Here is an 18119-nt window from a genome sequence, read left to right on the forward strand (position 1 = left end):
TTAAACAGTCTTTGAATATGAATATAACAGTTAAATAGATAATTAAGGGTGGACAGACCAACATGAGTTTACAAGCCGAATCAGATCACCTCAAATCAATTGAAAGCATGCGGCAAACCAAAAAAGATAAAAGCGAGCGTACCAGACGAGCGAATCAGGTAGAGGTGGTCTACCATCAATGGGCTACTTTTAAAGTTAACAAAGAACTTTATGGCATCGATGTCATGAAAGTTAAAGAGGTCCTTCGTTTTTCCGATCTCACCCCTGTACCTGGCGCTGAGCATTATATTCTTGGGATTATCAATCTGCGCGGCAATGTTGCTACCGTTATTGATACGCGCCGACTATTCGGCATGCCGATTGTAGAAGTTGATGATAACACGCGTATCATCATGGTCGACTATAACGAGCAAGAAGTGATAGGCCTGGTGGTCGATAGCGTCGACGAAGTGATCAATATTCCACAAGATGACATTGAGCGCGCACCAAGTGTTACAGGTGAAGAGTCGAGCCGGCGTTATGTTCAGGGCGTATGTTATTACAACAGCCTGCTAACCATACTGCTAGATATCAACAAAATCATGATTAGCATCACCCCCGCCAGCGACGAAGATATTCATTAATTACCAAATAGCCTGTTGCCGATAGCCTACCGGCACTACTAAAAAGCCTCTGTAAATTAACAGAGGCTTTTTAGTTTTCGACAGGTTGCTAATTCTACATAACGCGGTTAGTTGTCATAAATTTACTGGTTTGCTCAGGCCCTGTGCCATCTGCATAGAGAGTAACGCCTGAGCGCAAACAAATGGACAAGTTCAGGTGAGACGCTTCAGTCTCTTTTGGCAACAGATGCTCTATCACTGCTTTTTCATCTAATAATTCTTGCTCTGTGTCATTTAGGCGTTGCTGACTGAACTCATTAATCTCGATACCCCGTACAATCTGATAGCGGCCATAGTTACAACGCACAGGAAAGGAGAAAAATATTCCTTTTTCAATACCATAACTACCATCACTCAGAATTCCCATGCTGACAATTTCGCCAGGATCTGTGCCTAGTACCCAATCATGCATCTGGTTAACAATAGCCTGAGCCGCAGAGGCCGCACTGGATAATCCACGGGCATCAATGATGGCACCACCGCGCTGCTGCACCTGAGGAATAAAAACATCACGGTACCAATCCATATCAATTTGCGATAAAGCAGGTTCACCCAATATTGTCGCTTGATGTAAGTCCGGATATTGTGTCGGAGAATGGTTACCCCAAATGATGATACCGTTAATATCGCGAGCCGTAGCTCCTGAATGGCTCGCCAGAATGCCTTTAGCACGATTATGATCAAGTCGCGTTAAACAGGTAAATTGTGATGGACTCAGGTTAGGCGCATTACGGCTGGCAATTAATGCATTGGTATTCGCAGGATTTCCGGTCACTAATACCTTAACATCTCTGTTTGCAAAATCATTCAGCGCCCTGCCCTGACGCGCAAAGATCTCAGCATTGACTTCAAGCAAGTCACTACGCTCCATCCCAGGCCCACGCGGACGCGCACCGACTAACAGTGCATAGTGAGCACTTTTGAAGCCATCTTCGACGTTATCATGCAGCGTTATGGTATGTAACAGCGGATAAGCACAGTCTTCCAGCTCCATCGCCACACCACGCAAAGACTCCATTGCATGAGGCAACTCAATAAGCTGCAGAATCACAGGCTGATCTTTACCCATCATTTCGCCAGCCGCTATTTTGAATAAAAGACTATAACTGATGGCACCTGCTGCACCGGTAACGGCTATTCTAACGGGACGTCTCATATCTATATTCCTGCTGATGTATGAATTGTTCTTATAATGGCTTGAGATTAGCTCTAAAATTTATACCACACTCGTCAAGCACAACAACAGGTGCAACGTAATAAAAACACGAAAGGGGCAAAAAATCAGAGATTTCTGTCGGTTGAATGTCGCAAAAAGACAGAAGATTCACCTGCTATAGCAGATTGCAACTGCCCCAGCAAACGCACTTTATCAGCACCTAACACCCCTTTTAGTACCAGTACATTAGAAGCATGATCGCTTCTGAAAATTGTTTTGTGTAAATCAAGCGCCTGCATAAACTGCTGCATTTCCTGAAACAACTGAATATCGCTCATTTCTATATATTGCCCATCAAAGGCTTCTTTATAACGCTGGTCTCCGTTAGAAAAGAAAAGAACCAGGCTAGCAAGGTATTCAGGTTGCGTTGCATTCATCAATCGCGCTGTTTCGATGGCATGTTGATCACTAAATTTACGTCCGCCAATACCATTAATGACCATAACAGAGCGTTTAATGCCAGCGGCATGTAGCTTGATTAAGGCATCATGCGTGGTTTGATACGTCTCACCTTTATCTATCAGGCCAAGCAACTCATCATCTCCGGTTTCTACACCGATATAAACCATCGTCAGCCCGAGTGTTTTTAATTCAGATAACTCTTCAACCGTTTTGTTTTTCAGGTTCCGAGGCAAGCAGTACGCAGTCACACGCGTCACTAAAGGCAGATACTGCCTGATAGCGGCCAGAGTACTTTTCAAACGCCGGAACGATAATGCCATTGCATCACCATCCGTCAGAAAAACACGACGCGTTCCGGGCAATTGATCACCACAACGCTTAATTTCCGACAGTATTTCCTGTTCAGGCTTCGGTTTGAATTTTTTCTGTACGTCCGTATACATTTCGCAGTACACACAGCGATTCCAACTACAGCCGTTTGTGACCTGCAAGATGAGCGATCGAGCCTCACTCGGTGGACGGAATAAAGGCTCTATATAGTCAACCGGCGGCATCATCCACATTAGCGTATGCCATCCAGCTCAGCCGCTTTAGCAAATAACCGATAGAAATTTTCAGACGTCGCTTCCGCTACTTTCTCTACTGAAACACCTTTCAAATCGGCAATACATTGCGCGACCTCAACTACATATTTCGGCTCATTCTTTTTACCACGATACGGGATAGGTGCAAGATAGGGAGCATCCGTCTCGATTAATATCTTATCCAAAGGAATAGCTTTAACCACCTCGCGCAACTCTTCAGCATTACGAAAAGTAACAATGCCTGAAAAAGAGATAAGGTAGTTCATATCAATTGCGGCTTCAGCCATTGCCTGAGATTCAGTAAAACAATGCAATACCCCACCCGACTCCCCGCCATAGGTTTTAATTAGCGAGAGAGTATCTTCGCGAGCATCACGGGTATGCACAATAACGGGTAATGAGAGCTGATCTGCGGCGCGCAACTGGTTAATAAAACTCTGTTGCTGAACCGCTTTGGTGTCGGTCTGATAAAAGTAATCCAGCCCGGTTTCACCGATGGCGATAATTTTTGGATGCTGTCTCACTTTCTCGATCAGGTAATCAATTGGGACAACGCCTTGTTCATTTTCTACGTGCAGCGGATGAACACCTAGTGAAGCGAAAACCTTAGGATGATCCTGTATTAACGAATACATCTCGCCAAACTTCTCAAGATCTATGCAAACACACAGTAATCGGGAAATATCCCTCTGGAAAGCGGCGTCGAGCATAGCAGAAAAATTATTTTCGTACGGAGACAGGTCTAACTTATCGAGATGACAATGGGAATCAATAAACATATATATATAAGAACTAAAGAGTGTTGGTAGGACGGCCAGAGTTAAGAGCGCCGGCCAGATGAGTCTCAATTTTTTGGACCAGTGTTGTATCTTCAGGAGACAGCTGTATACCAATGCCTGGTTTTTTAGCGCCCTGCGCGGCCTTTGGCGTTACCCAGATAACCTTACCGGTCACCGGTATTTTATCGGGATCATCCATTAGCGTTAAAAGCATAAAAACTTCTTCCCCTAAGTGGTAGGAACGAGTCGTCGGGATAAAAATCCCACCGTTGGTTACAAAAGGCATATAAGCTTTATAGAGATCTTCCTTCGCCTCTATTTTAAGTGACAATATGCCATGACTAATACGAGGAACGACTGACATTGGGTCTTGAGAACTCCTTCTCTATGATCTCACTAAAGCGGACCAATCAATTAGTATGCGTTCTAACAATAGCTGCTTATTAGGGTTTTGTCTTCGCTGTAAACCCAACCGCTCAGCCTGGACAAGATCAGATAAGGTAAAGATTTTATCTTTTGTGCTGTTTTTAGCAACACCCTTTAACATTTTCTGCATATCTCTGTTACGAATAAGGTCATCACTCTGAGTTAATAGTATCCGGATGATATCTGCAAGCATGCCTTGTAACCACTCAAGCAACAAGCTCAGATCAGCCTTAAGAAATTGACTGGCGACCTCAACCGGACTGCTTCGCTGTCGCAGTATTTCCCTTAATGCAGTCAAAAAGTCAGCTCGAAGCGCCTGATGGCCTTGCTTTTTAAACGCTAATCCTGCCAACGGGGCACCATGAACAACCTTAAGCAATTGTTGCGCCTCAGGAGGCTCTACAGACAACTGCTGGCACAACCACTCCACCGCCACAGCCTCATCCGGAGGATGACAGTCCAGCCGTTGACAACGACTTCTGACCGTAGGCAGCACCTGCCCTAGCTGATGCGTAATCAATATCAACAACGTATCCCGACCAGGCTCTTCTAATGTTTTGAGCAAAGCATTAGCCGCCGATAGATTCATCGACTCAGCGGGCTCCAGTACCACCGCCCGATAACCACCCTGCTGAGCAGTATTGTGCATGAATTCAGTTAACTGCCGAACCTGATCAACTTTTATCGGCTTACCGGTTTCTTCTGGTCTCAAAAAGTAGAGATCAGGATGGCCGCTGGAATTTAATAACAGGCAACTACGGCATTGCCCACAGGGAGCCATTGCCTGATGTTGGTGGCACATCACATACCCGGCAATCGCTTCCGCTAAGCGTGCCTTACCTATTCCCGGCATACCATTGAGCAACAGCGCATGTGGCAGGTGTTTATCGTTATGCAAGCGAACGATTCTTTGCCACTGATCTTTAAACCAAGGATAAATAGCAGCATCTAGCGAATGATAACGATCACTGATTTCCATTAAACAAGACCCAATTTTTCAGTGAGCGCTTGCGCAATCTGCTGCTGCACATGATCTAATGACTGGGTAGCATCAATCAGCGCAAAACGATCCGGCTCCGCTCTTAAACGGCGATGATAGCCCTGTCTGACCTTATCAAAAAATGCTAGTTTTTCCTGTTCAAACCGATCAGGAGCGCCGCGTTGCATTACTCTGGCCATACCGACTTCAACAGGAAGATCCAACAAGATAGTTAAATCGGGACGAAGATCAGCCAACACATACTGTTCAAGTTGCTGTATCCGATCCCAGCTAATCCCTCGTCCAGCTCCCTGATAGGCAAAAGTGGCATCAGTGAATCGATCACTCAAAATCCACTCTCCGTTAGCCAGCGCTGGTTTTATCACCCGATCAACATGTTGCGCACGTGCAGCAAATACCAATAATATTTCAGCATCATCACTGACAATCTCCTCACGAGGCTTAAGCAGCAACTCACGGATCTCTTCCGCCAATGGTGTACCGCCAGGCTCACGCGTTAGCCGTAAGCTAATTCCTTTATCTGCTACGAACTGGCGAATGAACGCAACATTAGTGCTTTTACCAACTCCTTCCGTTCCCTCAATACTTATAAAACAACCTTTTTTTACTATCATCATGGCTCCGGAGTTGAACGGTATTGCTGCTTTCGCTTGAGCTGATATTGTCTTACTGCTTTATTATGCGCAATCAGAGATGGAGAGAATTGATGACGCCCATCACCCTTGGCAACAAAATACAGCGCTTTTCCAATATCAGGGTTTAATGCCGCGTGAATAGCCTCTCGCCCGACCATCGCTATAGGCGTAGGAGGCAACCCTGTTATTGTATAAGTATTATAAGGAGAAGGTGTACGTAGATCCTTACGGGTAATATTACCCTGATAATCATCCCCAATACCATATATCACCGTTGGATCGGTCTGCAGTCTCATCCCTATAGTTAAACGCTTAATAAAAACACCCGCTATAAGTGGTCGTTCTTCAGCGACAGCGGTTTCTTTCTCGACAATCGACGCCATAATCAGTGCCTCGTAAGGCGTTTTATAAGGCAACGTCTGATCTCTCTGTTGCCAATACTGATCGAGCACTTGCTGCATGGCTTTGTAGCTTCGCTGCAACAACTCGAGATCAGTCGAGTTTCGTTCTACCTGAAAGGTTTCGGCTAAAAATAATCCTTCAGGATGCAATTCGTCAGCCCCGATAGCCGCCAAAATTTCCTGGTCACTTTTATCGGCTAATGTCTGTTTAACTACGTCTGCATGGGCTGCCAACACACTTCTCAGTTGCTTGAATACAGTACCTTCCACGATCGTAATACTATGCTGAACCCCTTTACCCTCAATTAACGTCGTGAGCAACTCGCTTGGCGTGAAATCTTTATTAATAAAATACTCACCCGCTTTAATCTGCCCGCCAAGCTTATTCATACGCACATAGATAGTAAAATAAAGTGGATTAGTGATGACTACAGCTTTTTCCAGTTGCCCGGACAAAGCGTTAAAAGAGGTTCCTTTCGAGACAACAAAAGAAGGAATATTTTTATCTAAAAAAAGAGGCGTTTCCATATAGCGATGCATGTCTTGCCACAGCCAAGCTAACGCGGCGGTACCGACAGATAACATAATAAAAAATACAACCAGTAAACGTTTCAAACGGAATTTTCCTCTTTCAATAATGTTTGTAACTGACCTGTTACAGGCCCTATTTCCCACGTCAATCCATCAAGCCTAATCACCGGCCAGATATCAATCAGTGAATTACAGATAAATACTTCGTCAGCTTCATTGAGAACGTCAGGCATAAAGCGCCCTACAACAACCGGGATCTGATGTTTCAAAGCAAGCGCGAGCAACGTCGCCCGCATTACACCCGCTACTCCACATCGGTCAATATCAGGGGTATAAAGTACGCCAGCAGAACACCAGAAAAGATTACTCATGGTGCCCTCAATGAGACAACCATCAGGATCTCTCATCAGACCTTCAGCAATATCAGTATTCTCCCACTCTCCTCTGGCAAGCACTTGCTCCAAGCGATTTAAATGCTTAATACCTGCAAGAAGTGGATTAATCGACAGCGGCGTATCACACCATCGCAGAATCACACCCTCAGCCGCTTTACGGGAGAAATCTGTTGCAGCAGTTAAGGATGAGATAGTCGTAGGCCTAAGGGCTTTACTCGGAAAATACCCGCGAGGCCCTGAACCTCGGGTCACGGTCAGCTTCAGCACAGCAGTATCGTGTGAATTTAAAGGTAGTAACGCCTTCAGATCAGCGTCAAAGCGATCTTTTAGCCCGCCAAAAGGAATGCCTAAACGTTTGCAACCTAATTCCAGACGAGAAAAATGCGCATCCCACAACAAGGGCTTATTGCTACAGACCTTAATGGTTTCAAATAAACCATCCCCGTAACACAAGCCCCGATCAGTAATCGCTAAAATTTGAGATGCTTGACCGTTAACTCGCGTCAGCTCTTGAATTATCTGATTCATTATTCCGGCAACGATAGAATGAGGACACGAACGCCCTCATTATCAGATTTTACGGAACACCAGAGTACCGTTAGTTCCGCCAAATCCAAACGAGTTAGACACCGTAGCCTCAATCACACACGGTTGAGCATGATGAGCCACATAGTTCAAATCACACCCATCAGACGGATCATCGAGATTAATAGTGGGAGGTGCGACCTGATCTCTGATGGCTAATATAGAAAAAATAGCCTCAACAGCACCCGCAGCACCCAGCAAATGCCCAGTCATTGATTTAGTCGAACTCATACGCAGAGCAGATAATGAATTACCGAAAACTAATTTAGCGGCATTCGTTTCAGCTAAATCACCAGCCAACGTGGATGTACCATGAGCATTGATATAATGTATCTGATCAGGATTCAAACCAGCATCACGGATAGCGTTCGCCATTGAGGTCGCCGCACCTTCGCCCGTCGCAGGGGGGGATGTCATATGATACGCATCATCACTCATACCAAGACCTGATAACTCGCAGTAAATATGAGCGCCACGTGCTTTAGCATGCTCATACTCTTCAACAACAAGGACACCCGCACCGTCACCCAACACAAAACCATCACGATCCCGATCCCACGGACGGCTGGCTTTTTGAGGATCATCGTTACGTGTAGACAGCGCCCGAGCGGCAGCAAAACCACCAAGACCCAGCTCGGTGGTAGCCATTTCAGCACCACCAGCCAACATCACATCAGCATCGCCGTACTGGATCATACGCATAGCAGAACCAATATTATGTGTTCCGGTCGTACAGGCTGTGGTGATAGCTATATTTGGACCTTTCAAGCCATATTTAATAGCCAGATTGCCCGAAATCATATTAATAATACTGCCTGGCACAAAGAACGGAGAGATCCTTCGAGGGCCACTTTTATTAAGTGTATTGTGAGTACTTTCTATCAATGAAAGCCCGCCGATACCCGATCCGACCGCGCAACCAATACGCGTTGCATTCGCATCAGTTACTTCAATCCCCGAGTCTTTGATCGCCTGAGAGGCGGCCGCCATACCATACTGAATAAATAGATCCATCTTGCGTGCATCTTTAGGATTCATGTACTCAGTAATATCGAAATTCTTTATCGACGCCGAGAAGCGTGTGGAAAACTCAGAAGCATCAAAATGCTCAATCATCGCCGCCCCACTTTTACCAGCCAGAATACAGTCCCAAGTATCCTTAACAGTGTTACCTAGCGGCGTAAGCATGCCCATTCCGGTAACTACCACTCTTCTGCGAGACATAGGGCCACTCCAGTGTAAAATCTATAAAGATAGAAAAGCCGCACTCTAAAAATATAGATGCGGCTTTTCGGTCAAGCTTTGATATCGATGACGAATCGATTACTGATGAGCGCTTACGTAATCGATAGCCAACTGAACAGTAGTGATTTTTTCTGCTTCTTCGTCAGGAATCTCAGTTTCAAACTCTTCTTCAAGAGCCATAACCAACTCAACAGTGTCGAGAGAGTCAGCACCCAAGTCTTCAACGAAGGACGCTGCGTTTACAACTTCTTCTTCTTTAACACCCAGCTGTTCCGCGATGATTTTCTTAACGCGCTCTTCAATATTGCTCATAACTCTTCCTATCTCTTATCAACCCTTCACACCGAAGGTATGAAATTGTGATTTTATTAGAACCTACCTAGACTTAGCAAGGAGGTAGTTTAAATTCGTTTCAGCTGACGGCCAATTATCAACAAATTGCAGGAAAACACAATTCCTAAAAGCAAATACTCTGATTTAACTCATGTACATGCCGCCATTAACCTGAATAGTTTCGCCTGTAACATAAGCTCCACCCTCACTGGCAAGGAAACCTACGACAGCAGCAATCTCTTCAGGACGACCCAGACGATTCATCGGAATCTGCGCCTGCAGAGCAGCTTTTTGCTCTTCCGGAAGCCCACTGGTCATATCGGTATCAATAAAACCCGGAGCCACACAGTTAACGCTAATATTACGCGAACCAATTTCACGTGCAAGTGCCCGCGTAAAACCTTCCATGCCTGATTTCGCTGCAGCATAATTAGCCTGCCCCGCATTTCCCATAGACGCTACGACAGAACTCACGCTGATAATACGCCCCCAGCGAGCTTTTGTCATACCTCTTAGGCAACCTTTAACAACACGATAGACAGAAGTGAGGTTAGTATTCAGCACAGAATCCCACTCATCCTCTTTCATTCGCAGCATTATATTATCACGAGTGATACCTGCATTATTAACCAAAATAGCAACGGCACCAAATTCGTCCTGAATTGTTTTTATAATCGCTTCAACCGATTCAGCTGACGCGACATCTAACGTCACGCCTCTGCCGCTAATACCCGCCTCTTTTAGATATTCACTAATTGACTCCGCACCAGAATCACTGGTTGCGGAACCGATAACAACAGCACCCTGACGACCTAACTCCAGCGCTATCGCCTTACCTATACCACGTGTTGCGCCTGTAACAAGGGCAATTTTCCCGTCAATACTCATCACAATATTCCTTCTCTGTTACAGCACCAAAGCCGCTTCCAGGCCAGCCGCATCATTAATCACTTTAATTACCAGCGACTTGTGAATTTTCTTATTTAAACCTGACAAAACTTTACCCGGACCGCACTCAATAGTCGTATTGACACCCTGATCAACCATCGCTTGCACGCTCTTAGTCCACAAAACAGGGCTATACAACTGAGCTAATAAATTTCCAGTCAATTGTTCAACACTTTCAGGCAATGCCGCTGAGACATTTTGCACAACGGGGATAGCAGGCATCGAAATGCTTATATTTGCTAACGAGATAGCCAACTTATCCGCCGCCGGCTTCATCAGAGAGCAATGCGAAGGAACACTCACTGGCAAAGGTATCGCACGCTTAGCGCCCGCTTCTTTACACGCGACAATTGCTCTCTCAACTGCGGATTTTTCACCCGCTATCACGACCTGCCCCGGGCAATTGTAATTAACCGGAGAAACGACCTGCCCCTGCTCAGCAAGCTGACAGCTCGTAAGAATAGCATCATCAGCCAACCCTAGAATAGCCGCCATAGCACCAGTACCCGCAGGCACCGCCTGCTGCATATATTCACCACGCAAACGCACTAAATTAACAGCATCAGCAAACCCAATAGCGCCAGAACAAACCAGCGCTGTATATTCGCCCAGACTATGACCTGCCATCATTGCAGGCTTTGCACCACCTTTTTCCAACCACAAACGCCACAAAGCAACACCCGCCACCAATAACGCCGGTTGAGTTTTATCCGTTTGGTTTAAATCGGCCTCAGGGCCATTCCGAACAAGGTCCCATAAATCATAACCAAGAACCTCAGAAGCCTCAGCAAATGTAGCTTGAATAATTGGGTTTTCAGCAGCCAATTCGGCCAGCATACCAACTTGCTGGGAACCCTGCCCGGGGAAAACAAAAGCAAAAGACTGCGACATAGGTGCCATCAACTCGCTAAAATCTGATTACCGGCATAATGTACGTTATGCCAAAGGATGTATAGTTTACAATATTGACGCTAAATTAGAACGCTCTATTCACTCGATCGCTCATCTGGTGCATTCATATAACACGCCAAACGCTCACTAATTCGAACCGGAACATTTTGCAAGACCTCTGCAATAGCCTGATCAAGTGCATAACCAAAACATTTTTTATCCGCTCCGCCATGACTTTTTATCACGATACCCTGCAGCCCCAGAAGCGTTGCACCATTTCGCCGCGAAGGATCCATCTGAACCTGAATCTCTTTGAGTACAGGGCGAGATAGCAACGCCATCAAGCGGCGAACCCAATTACGTGTAAAGCTCTCCTGAACCTTACACGTAATTAAGCGCGCCAAACCTTCGCTACTTTTCAACACAACATTGCCAACAAAGCCATCACAAACAACAATATCTGCCTTGCCATCAAAGACATCATCACCTTCAATGTAGCCAATATAATTCAATCCACTTTGTTGACTAATTAAGTCATTCGCAAGCCGCACCTGCTCATTACCCTTAATAATTTCTTCACCCACATTCAACAAACCCACCGTTGGCCGCCGCTTCTGTTCAACGGCTTCCATCATAACGCTACCCATAATTGCAAATTGTAAAAGATGCTCAGCACTACAGTCGACATTAGCGCCCAAATCAAGAATATAGCAATGCCCTGTCATGGTCGGTACAGATGCAATAATAGCGGGGCGATCAATACCGGGCAGCATTTTCAACACCATACGCCCGAAAGCCATCAAAGCACCCGTATTACCGGCACTAACACATGCGTCAGCACGCTTTTCACCCACTGCTTTAACCGCAAGACACATCGAAGAATCCTGTCGATGCCGAATCGCCGACGATGGTTTTTCATCCATAGAAACAGATTCACCCGCCGAAACAAGTTCCAGTCGCGATCTCAATAATTCAGGACAATTTTGCTTTGAAAAGACGTCGTCAAGCTGACTAATTTCACCTATCAGCAAGATTTCAAGATAAGGATAGCGCTTTAAAGCAGATATACATGCAGGAAGGATAACGTGGGGACCAAAGTCCCCACCCATCGCATCAACCGAAAGAGTGACGCGATTCGACAACGATATTACTCGCTATCTAAATTTACAACCTGACGGCCGCGGTAGAAACCGTCAGCTGTCACTTGGTGACGACGGTGAGTTTCACCAGTCGTTGCGTCTACAGACAAAGTAGGACCAGTCAAAGCATCGTGCGAGCGGCGCATATCGCGACGTGAACGAGACTTTTTGTTTTTCTGTACTGCCATGGTAAGTTAACTCCTAAATCATTTCTTATCAGCCTTTAACTGGGCTAATACTCTAAACGGGTTCGGTTTTTCATTTTTTTGGTCTTCAGCGACATTCGCATCACCGAATTGGGTCTGAATACTACAGTCTGTATGGTATGGAACTAAAGGCAGACTGAGAATCAATTCCTCTTCAATGACGTACAATAGCTCGATATCTTCTTCTTCAACGATCAATGGATCATAATAGCGAGGCAGTTGCTGTGCCCTTTCCTCATTGAACGCGATTGCCAGATTAAAATCAGCCTGAACATCCACTTCGACCGCTTCCAGGCAACGCTGACAAGTCATGTGAACACGACCCTTAGCATCCCCTGTTATAATACGAATTCTTCGTTCATCCAGCGAAAAGAGAAGATCCACACTAATAATATCGCCACCTTCTCTAAGATAGGACACCATTCGTGGCAGTTCTTCTACACTGACCTGACCGGTAATTCGGACTCCCCGCTCAGCAAGCTTTCGCGGATCAACTATTTTCGGTAAGTTACCGTACGACATAAGCGCGCAATTCTAGGGCCCAGCGGCCCTCCTGTCAAAGGAAAATGGGGTTTCAGTATTAAAAATAACATTTCTATTTTACGTGTTTGCGCATCAATAAATAAGTCTTTCAGGAAAAGAATCATGCAGTCTCTTATTTTAGCCTCCAGTTCACCCTATAGGCGCGCCCTTTTAGACAAACTTCAGCTGCCTTATCGTTGCCACAGCCCGGATATTGACGAAAGCAGACGACCCGACGAAACAGCAGAAAGTCTGGTGATGCGTCTGGCCGAGGAGAAAGCTAAAGCTGTCGCAAAGCATTATCCACAAGGAGTTATCATTGGATCAGATCAGGTTGCCGTTTTAGATACCGCTATTCTCGGCAAACCAGGCACCAGAGAGAATGCGATAGCCCAATTACAGCAGGCCTCGGGTAAACGGGTTACATTTCTGACCGGATTAGCCGTACTAAACACCACAAACAACCATATCCAAACTGAAGTCATTCCTTTTCACGTGCACTTTCGGCATTTAACCACACAGATGATTGAACGCTATATCGATAAGGAAAACCCTTTGGACTGCGCAGGAAGCTTCAAATCAGAAGGACTCGGTATTGTTCTATTCGAAAAACTTGAAGGTGATGACCCTAACGCCCTGATAGGGCTTCCGCTGATACGGCTAACCTCCATGCTAGCCACACTTAACATCGACGCTTTATAAGCCAACGAAGCTATTTACAGAGGCACACAATTAACAGGGGCACGCAATACGCCAGCCCCTGATCAATACCATTAACGAAGTGAATAAGAACCACTCATGCCCAATTGGGTAGCGATGGTCTTAGCAAATGTCACTCCGAACTTTTCAATCACCTTGTCTAATGGGGACATCTGAGAGGAGTAATCAACCAATTTTTCTTCGCCCACAATATCCCGTGCAACGAAACTGGTACTGCCTAACCCATCAATCAAACCTTTCTCCAACGCTTGCTCACCGGTCCACACCAGTCCGCTAAACATATCCGCTTCTTCTATCAACTTATCGCCTCGGCCTTTTCTCACCTGATCAATAAACTGCTTATGCGTTGTATCCAGCACTGACTGCCAGAAGACTTTATCACTATCTTTCATTGGACTATACGGATCAAGGAATCCCTTGTTTTTACCGGCTGTCATAGCCCGACGCTCAACACCGACTTTATCCATCAGGCCGACGAAACCAAAACCACCCGATATCACACCAATCGACCCCACCAGACTAGCCTTGTCAGCATAAATTTCATCCGCAGCTGCCGCGATATAATAAGCACCAGAAGCCCCTATATCGACAATTACCGCATAAACAGGCTTGGCAGGATACAAACCACGCAACCTTTTAATTTCATCATAAACATAGCCGGACTGCACTGGGCTACCACCGGGACTATTAATACGTAAAATCACTGCTTTAGCCTTATCTTCCTCAAAAGCCTCACGCAACGACCAGATAATACTGTCGGCATTCGCGACCTCATCAGCAGAAATAGGTCCGACGATTTCAACGACAGCCGTATGATTTCCAGCTTTTCCTGACAGATCTGACGTCAAAGAAGTACTCGAAAAATAGATCCCTAACACGGCAATCAAATAAGCGAAGGTTAATCCCTTAAAGAAAATACCCCAACGTCGCGCCCGACGCTGCTCTACAAACAAGCCGTTGAGCATTTTTTCAATCAACTTCCACTCTTTGTTTGGTCCTTTCTTAGCCGCTTTAGCTAGCTCCTGATCCAAAGCAGTCTCCTTTTCTTCATCCCAATGATTCTCGCTCACACCCTTTCTCCTGATTTTAAATCTAACCATGTTTCCAGCTCTGGAAAAGCATGCATCTCCAGAACGGGATTATATTGCTTTAAGCGATCAATATGATGAGCGCCATAACTAACAGCTATCGTGTCCATGCCTGCCTGCACACCCATCTTTAAATCAAACTCAGTGTCACCAATCATAACGGCATTACTAACATCTACTTGTGTTTGCGACAGTATTTCTTCGAGCATATGCGGGTGTGGCTTGGAGGTCGTTTCATCTGCACATCGGGTTATTTCAAACAACCATCCCAAACCTGTATCAGCCAACACCCTATCCAGCCCCTTTCGACTCTTACCCGTTGCAACGGCTAACCGATAGCCTTTTTCATGCAACCTCTCCAATGTCCGCTGCACACCCGGAAACAGCGCGACCGGTGTGTTATCAGCGTCCATATAGTGGTGGACATACCGATCCCGTACTGCTTCTAGCAAAACATCATCAATACCAGGAAATAATGCCTGCACAGCCTCAGGCAAACCTAAGCCAATAATCTCCTGAGCCTCATGGTTCTGAAGAGATCGGAGACCAAGCTCTCGGGCAGCGGATTGCATACTGGAGACAATCCGCGCAGTTGAATCTATAACAGTGCCATCCCAGTCAAAAATAAGTAACGAATACACTACAGTTATCCTAATGTTTTAAAGTAGGGTGAAATCAGAGACTAAAGCGCTGCCGGATGTGGCAAAAAGCGACATTTATTCCCTCTCAAATAATTAGTCGCGTAGCTGAACCGGACAATAACACAAGCCTGTGTGTATTAAGAATTTTTACTCTGAAAAAGAAGTGATAGATAAACAGTGTGCCAAAAACAGACAGCAATAGAAGACACTATGAAGAATAAAGAGGTAATAGAGTAGTGATAGAGAGGTAAAAAAAAGAAATAAAGAAAAAACGCGAAGACATAATTTTGAGCCTGTAAATGAATCTTCGCATGTAATATATGGCCGCCTTATCATGCCTTGTTCAGCCGCTAGCTTTCCTGAATGACCGGACGAATATGCAACTCGCTAACATCGATATAGGCCGGCTGTGTTATTGCATAATAAATAGCATTGGCAATGTCTTCAGGCTTGAGAATCTCGGAGCCCTCAGCATACATATTGGCCTTAACTGCTTCACGAATCTTGTCATGCTGAATACTGTCAGGCAACTCCGTAGCGACAGCACCTGGCTGGATATCAGTCACTCTTATGCCGTAACGAATGGCTTCTTTTCGCAAGGTATCAGAAATAGCACGGACCGCATGCTTAGTACCTGCATAGACACCTGCGCTTGGATAGGTCTGGCGTGCGGCAATAGAACTGATATTAACGATATGACCATTTTTACGCTCTACCATACCCGAATAGACCGCGTGGATGGCATAAAGCACTCCTTTGATATTAACATCTATCATCTGGTCCCACTCATCAACCCGACCCGCTAATATCGGGCTGATAGGCATGGTACCAGCGTTATTAATGAGAATATCGACACCACCCGCCGCTTTCAATTTTTCACCGACAACAGCCATTGCCTGGCGGTCAGAAACATCAACCGGCTCGACCATCACATCCACCCCCTGTGAGCGTAATGTCTGCGCCAACGATTCAAGCCGATCAACCCTGCGGGCGCTCAATACCAGAGAAACACCCTCGCAAGCCAATCGCCGCGCGGTGGCTTCTCCGATGCCTGAACTGGCACCGGTAATCCAGACCTTTTTATCTTTAAGCATTCCTGTGTTCATTAAGATCTCCATCAACGATGTTTAAAGGCTGGTTTGCGCTTTTCGGCAAAAGCATTCATGCCCTCTTTACAGTCTTCAAAAGCAAAAGTAGATGCGAAATTACGACGTTCAAATGCCAACCCATCTCTCAACGATGCATCAACAGCCATATTCACCGACTCTTTAATCATGTAAACAACGGGACGCGAATTTGACGCAATTTTACGAGCAGTTTTAAAAGCCGTATCAGCCAGGTCTTCAGTAGGCACGATACGCGTCACCAGACCGCAATGCTCAGCTTCAGCTGCATCCATCATACGCCCCGACAAACACATATCCATCGCTTTCGCTTTGCCTACCGCTTTGGTCAGACGCTGCGTACCACCGGCACCCGGCATCGTTCCAATACTGATCTCGGGCTGACCAAACTTTGCAGAATCCGCTGCAATAATAAAATCACAGGCCATCACCATTTCGCAGCCGCCACCTAGTGCAAATCCGGCAACGGCAGCAATAATCGGTTTTCTCGCCTCATCGATAGCGCGCCAGCAATCCCGTTGAATGTAAGGAAAATTAGCCATATGAAGCTGATAGAAATCCAGATCTTTCATCTCGTTTATATCAGCACCGGCAGCAAACACCTTATCTCCGCCAGTAATAATAATACAACCCACCTCTTCCGCTTTTTCTAATGCATCAACGGCTTCACCCACTTCCCGGGTGAGCATTTGATTCAGGGCATTCATCACCTTCGGACGGTTCAGGGTAATAGTCCCTACGCCCTCTTTAATCTCGACCAGAATAGTGTCGAAATTCATAACTGTTTCGAAGCTCATAACAGATTCATCACTCATTATGTTTATCCTTCCCAGCGACCCGAGTTAGGAGCACCGACTTAAGCAGAACTCCATCCAAGACATTTAACTACTATTTACTTCGCGTGGCGGCGGCTCTGCACCACCCTAAAACGATTCGCAACATAAGCCAAGTCAGATAAACAGGCATTCGCGGCCGGATTACAGCCCGTGGCATGGAAGTCACTAAAAGCAGCACTCTGGTTGACGAATACGCCACCGGTGAGGTTGCAGCTCAGTGCGACTCCGCCGTCTAATGCCGCTTCTTCGATCTGTTCCAGTACGCTGTCGTTGCTGGCGTAACATCCCAGAGTGATTGCACCATGCTGCTTCACGGCTTGTGTTGCCAGGGCAATAGAATGCGCGGTGTTATCGGTTTTAACGACGAAGCTGATCGGACCAAACAGTTCCTGCATGTAGGTGTCTTGCTGTGCTGCATCAATGCTCATCAGGAGCGGTGAACGCACGCGTGCATTCGGAAAATGCGGGTGCGTCAGTGTTTCTGATGCGCGCAGCACTGTCCCCAGAGTTTTGCTGTTGTCGATACGCTCGGCTGTCACCTGTGCCTGAATCGCACCCAGCACCATGGCGGCACGTTCGGGATCAGAGAGGAATTTACTGACTGCCGTGGCGATATCAGTCGCGACATCATCAAAGCTTTTGTGGCCCTGATCGGTCTCAATCCCGTCTTTGCTGATAAAGATGTCCTGTGGTGTGGTGCACATCTGGCCGGAGTAAAGACTCAGGGTAAACGACAGGTTACGCAACATGCCTTTGTAGTCGTCGGTGGAGTCGATAATCACGGTGTTCACACCGGCTTTTTCGGTATAC

At 46.1% G+C, this 18119-nt stretch carries 22 protein-coding genes; 2 read left to right on the forward strand and 20 right to left on the reverse strand.

Features of this window, described 5'->3' with window-relative positions; translation table 11 throughout:
- The first annotated feature begins 62 nt into the window (after positions 1–62).
- Complete coding sequence (locus Nant_RS13860; protein ID WP_054342256.1) at positions 63–623, forward strand: chemotaxis protein CheW; 561 nt, start codon at positions 63–65, stop codon at positions 621–623.
- 94 nt (positions 624–717) lie between these two features.
- Here the strand turns inward: Nant_RS13860 and Nant_RS13865 are convergent, their stop codons facing one another.
- From Nant_RS13865 to Nant_RS13935, 15 genes are all read right to left on the reverse strand, one after another.
- Positions 718–1818, reverse strand: a complete 1101-nt coding sequence (locus Nant_RS13865) for a malate dehydrogenase (protein WP_054342257.1) — start codon at positions 1816–1818, stop codon at positions 718–720.
- Positions 1819–1943: 125 nt separating this feature from the next.
- Entirely contained in the window at positions 1944–2843 is a 900-nt protein-coding gene (locus tag Nant_RS13870) for a radical SAM protein (RefSeq protein ID WP_054342258.1), read from the reverse strand.
- A complete protein-coding gene (locus tag Nant_RS13875) occupies positions 2843–3643 on the reverse strand; it encodes a TatD family hydrolase (RefSeq protein WP_054342259.1) in 801 nt (266 codons plus the stop codon). The genes Nant_RS13870 and Nant_RS13875 overlap by 1 nt, the downstream gene beginning before the upstream one ends.
- A gap of 13 nt (positions 3644–3656) precedes the next feature.
- Positions 3657–4007, reverse strand: coding sequence for a PilZ domain-containing protein (locus Nant_RS13880; protein WP_054342260.1), 351 nt, complete (start codon positions 4005–4007; stop codon positions 3657–3659).
- A gap of 21 nt (positions 4008–4028) precedes the next feature.
- Positions 4029–5048: a DNA polymerase III subunit delta' gene (locus Nant_RS13885; RefSeq protein ID WP_054342261.1), complete on the reverse strand. Its 1020-nt coding sequence runs from the start codon at positions 5046–5048 to the stop codon at positions 4029–4031.
- Complete coding sequence (tmk, locus tag Nant_RS13890) at positions 5048–5683, reverse strand: dTMP kinase (protein WP_143773609.1); 636 nt, start codon at positions 5681–5683, stop codon at positions 5048–5050. The genes Nant_RS13885 and tmk overlap by 1 nt, the downstream gene beginning before the upstream one ends.
- Entirely contained in the window at positions 5683–6720 is a 1038-nt protein-coding gene (mltG, locus tag Nant_RS13895) for an endolytic transglycosylase MltG (RefSeq protein ID WP_076496137.1), read from the reverse strand. Before mltG ends, tmk begins: the two co-directional genes overlap by 1 nt.
- Positions 6717–7559, reverse strand: a complete 843-nt coding sequence (gene pabC / locus Nant_RS13900) for an aminodeoxychorismate lyase (protein WP_054342263.1) — start codon at positions 7557–7559, stop codon at positions 6717–6719. The genes mltG and pabC overlap by 4 nt, the downstream gene beginning before the upstream one ends.
- Positions 7560–7601: 42 nt before the next feature.
- The gene (gene fabF, locus Nant_RS13905; RefSeq protein WP_054342264.1) at positions 7602–8840 is read right to left on the reverse strand and encodes a beta-ketoacyl-ACP synthase II; all 1239 of its coding nucleotides are present in this window, start codon (positions 8838–8840) and stop codon (positions 7602–7604) included.
- Positions 8841–8939: 99 nt separating this feature from the next.
- Positions 8940–9173 (reverse strand): acyl carrier protein, encoded by a 234-nt coding sequence (acpP, locus tag Nant_RS13910; RefSeq protein WP_054342265.1) that lies wholly within the window; start codon positions 9171–9173, stop codon positions 8940–8942.
- Positions 9174–9338: 165 nt separating this feature from the next.
- A complete protein-coding gene (gene fabG, locus Nant_RS13915; protein WP_054342266.1) occupies positions 9339–10082 on the reverse strand; it encodes a 3-oxoacyl-ACP reductase FabG in 744 nt (247 codons plus the stop codon).
- An 18-nt stretch (positions 10083–10100) separates the two neighbouring features.
- Positions 10101–11033, reverse strand: a complete 933-nt coding sequence (gene fabD / locus Nant_RS13920) for an ACP S-malonyltransferase (protein ID WP_054342267.1) — start codon at positions 11031–11033, stop codon at positions 10101–10103.
- A gap of 95 nt (positions 11034–11128) precedes the next feature.
- Complete coding sequence (plsX, locus tag Nant_RS13925) at positions 11129–12175, reverse strand: phosphate acyltransferase PlsX (protein ID WP_076496138.1); 1047 nt, start codon at positions 12173–12175, stop codon at positions 11129–11131.
- 5 nt (positions 12176–12180) lie between these two features.
- Entirely contained in the window at positions 12181–12360 is a 180-nt protein-coding gene (rpmF, locus tag Nant_RS13930) for a 50S ribosomal protein L32 (RefSeq protein WP_054342269.1), read from the reverse strand.
- Between the two features lie 18 nt (positions 12361–12378).
- Entirely contained in the window at positions 12379–12900 is a 522-nt protein-coding gene (locus Nant_RS13935) for a YceD family protein (protein WP_054342270.1), read from the reverse strand.
- Positions 12901–13023: 123 nt separating this feature from the next.
- Here Nant_RS13935 and Nant_RS13940 point away from each other — a divergent pair, with 123 nt between their 5' ends.
- The gene (locus Nant_RS13940; RefSeq protein WP_054342271.1) at positions 13024–13602 is read left to right on the forward strand and encodes a Maf family protein; all 579 of its coding nucleotides are present in this window, start codon (positions 13024–13026) and stop codon (positions 13600–13602) included.
- 71 nt (positions 13603–13673) lie between these two features.
- Here the strand turns inward: Nant_RS13940 and Nant_RS13945 are convergent, their stop codons facing one another.
- From Nant_RS13945 to Nant_RS13965, 5 genes are all read right to left on the reverse strand, one after another.
- Positions 13674–14690 (reverse strand): S49 family peptidase, encoded by a 1017-nt coding sequence (locus Nant_RS13945; protein ID WP_054342272.1) that lies wholly within the window; start codon positions 14688–14690, stop codon positions 13674–13676.
- Positions 14687–15349 carry an HAD family hydrolase gene (locus Nant_RS13950; protein WP_054342273.1) on the reverse strand — a complete coding sequence of 221 codons (663 nt, stop codon included), beginning with the start codon at positions 15347–15349 and terminating at the stop codon, positions 14687–14689. The genes Nant_RS13945 and Nant_RS13950 overlap by 4 nt, the downstream gene beginning before the upstream one ends.
- Before the next feature lie 350 nt (positions 15350–15699).
- Complete coding sequence (locus Nant_RS13955) at positions 15700–16455, reverse strand: SDR family oxidoreductase (protein WP_054342274.1); 756 nt, start codon at positions 16453–16455, stop codon at positions 15700–15702.
- An 11-nt stretch (positions 16456–16466) separates the two neighbouring features.
- Positions 16467–17288 (reverse strand): enoyl-CoA hydratase-related protein, encoded by an 822-nt coding sequence (locus tag Nant_RS13960; protein ID WP_420798933.1) that lies wholly within the window; start codon positions 17286–17288, stop codon positions 16467–16469.
- Between the two features lie 77 nt (positions 17289–17365).
- Complete coding sequence (locus tag Nant_RS13965) at positions 17366–18100, reverse strand: aldehyde dehydrogenase family protein (protein ID WP_274378336.1); 735 nt, start codon at positions 18098–18100, stop codon at positions 17366–17368.
- Positions 18101–18119: the final 19 nt, after the last annotated feature.

It is taken from the genome of Neptunomonas antarctica (assembly GCF_001305295.1).
GTDB lineage: Bacteria > Pseudomonadota > Gammaproteobacteria > Pseudomonadales > Balneatricaceae > Neptunomonas > Neptunomonas antarctica.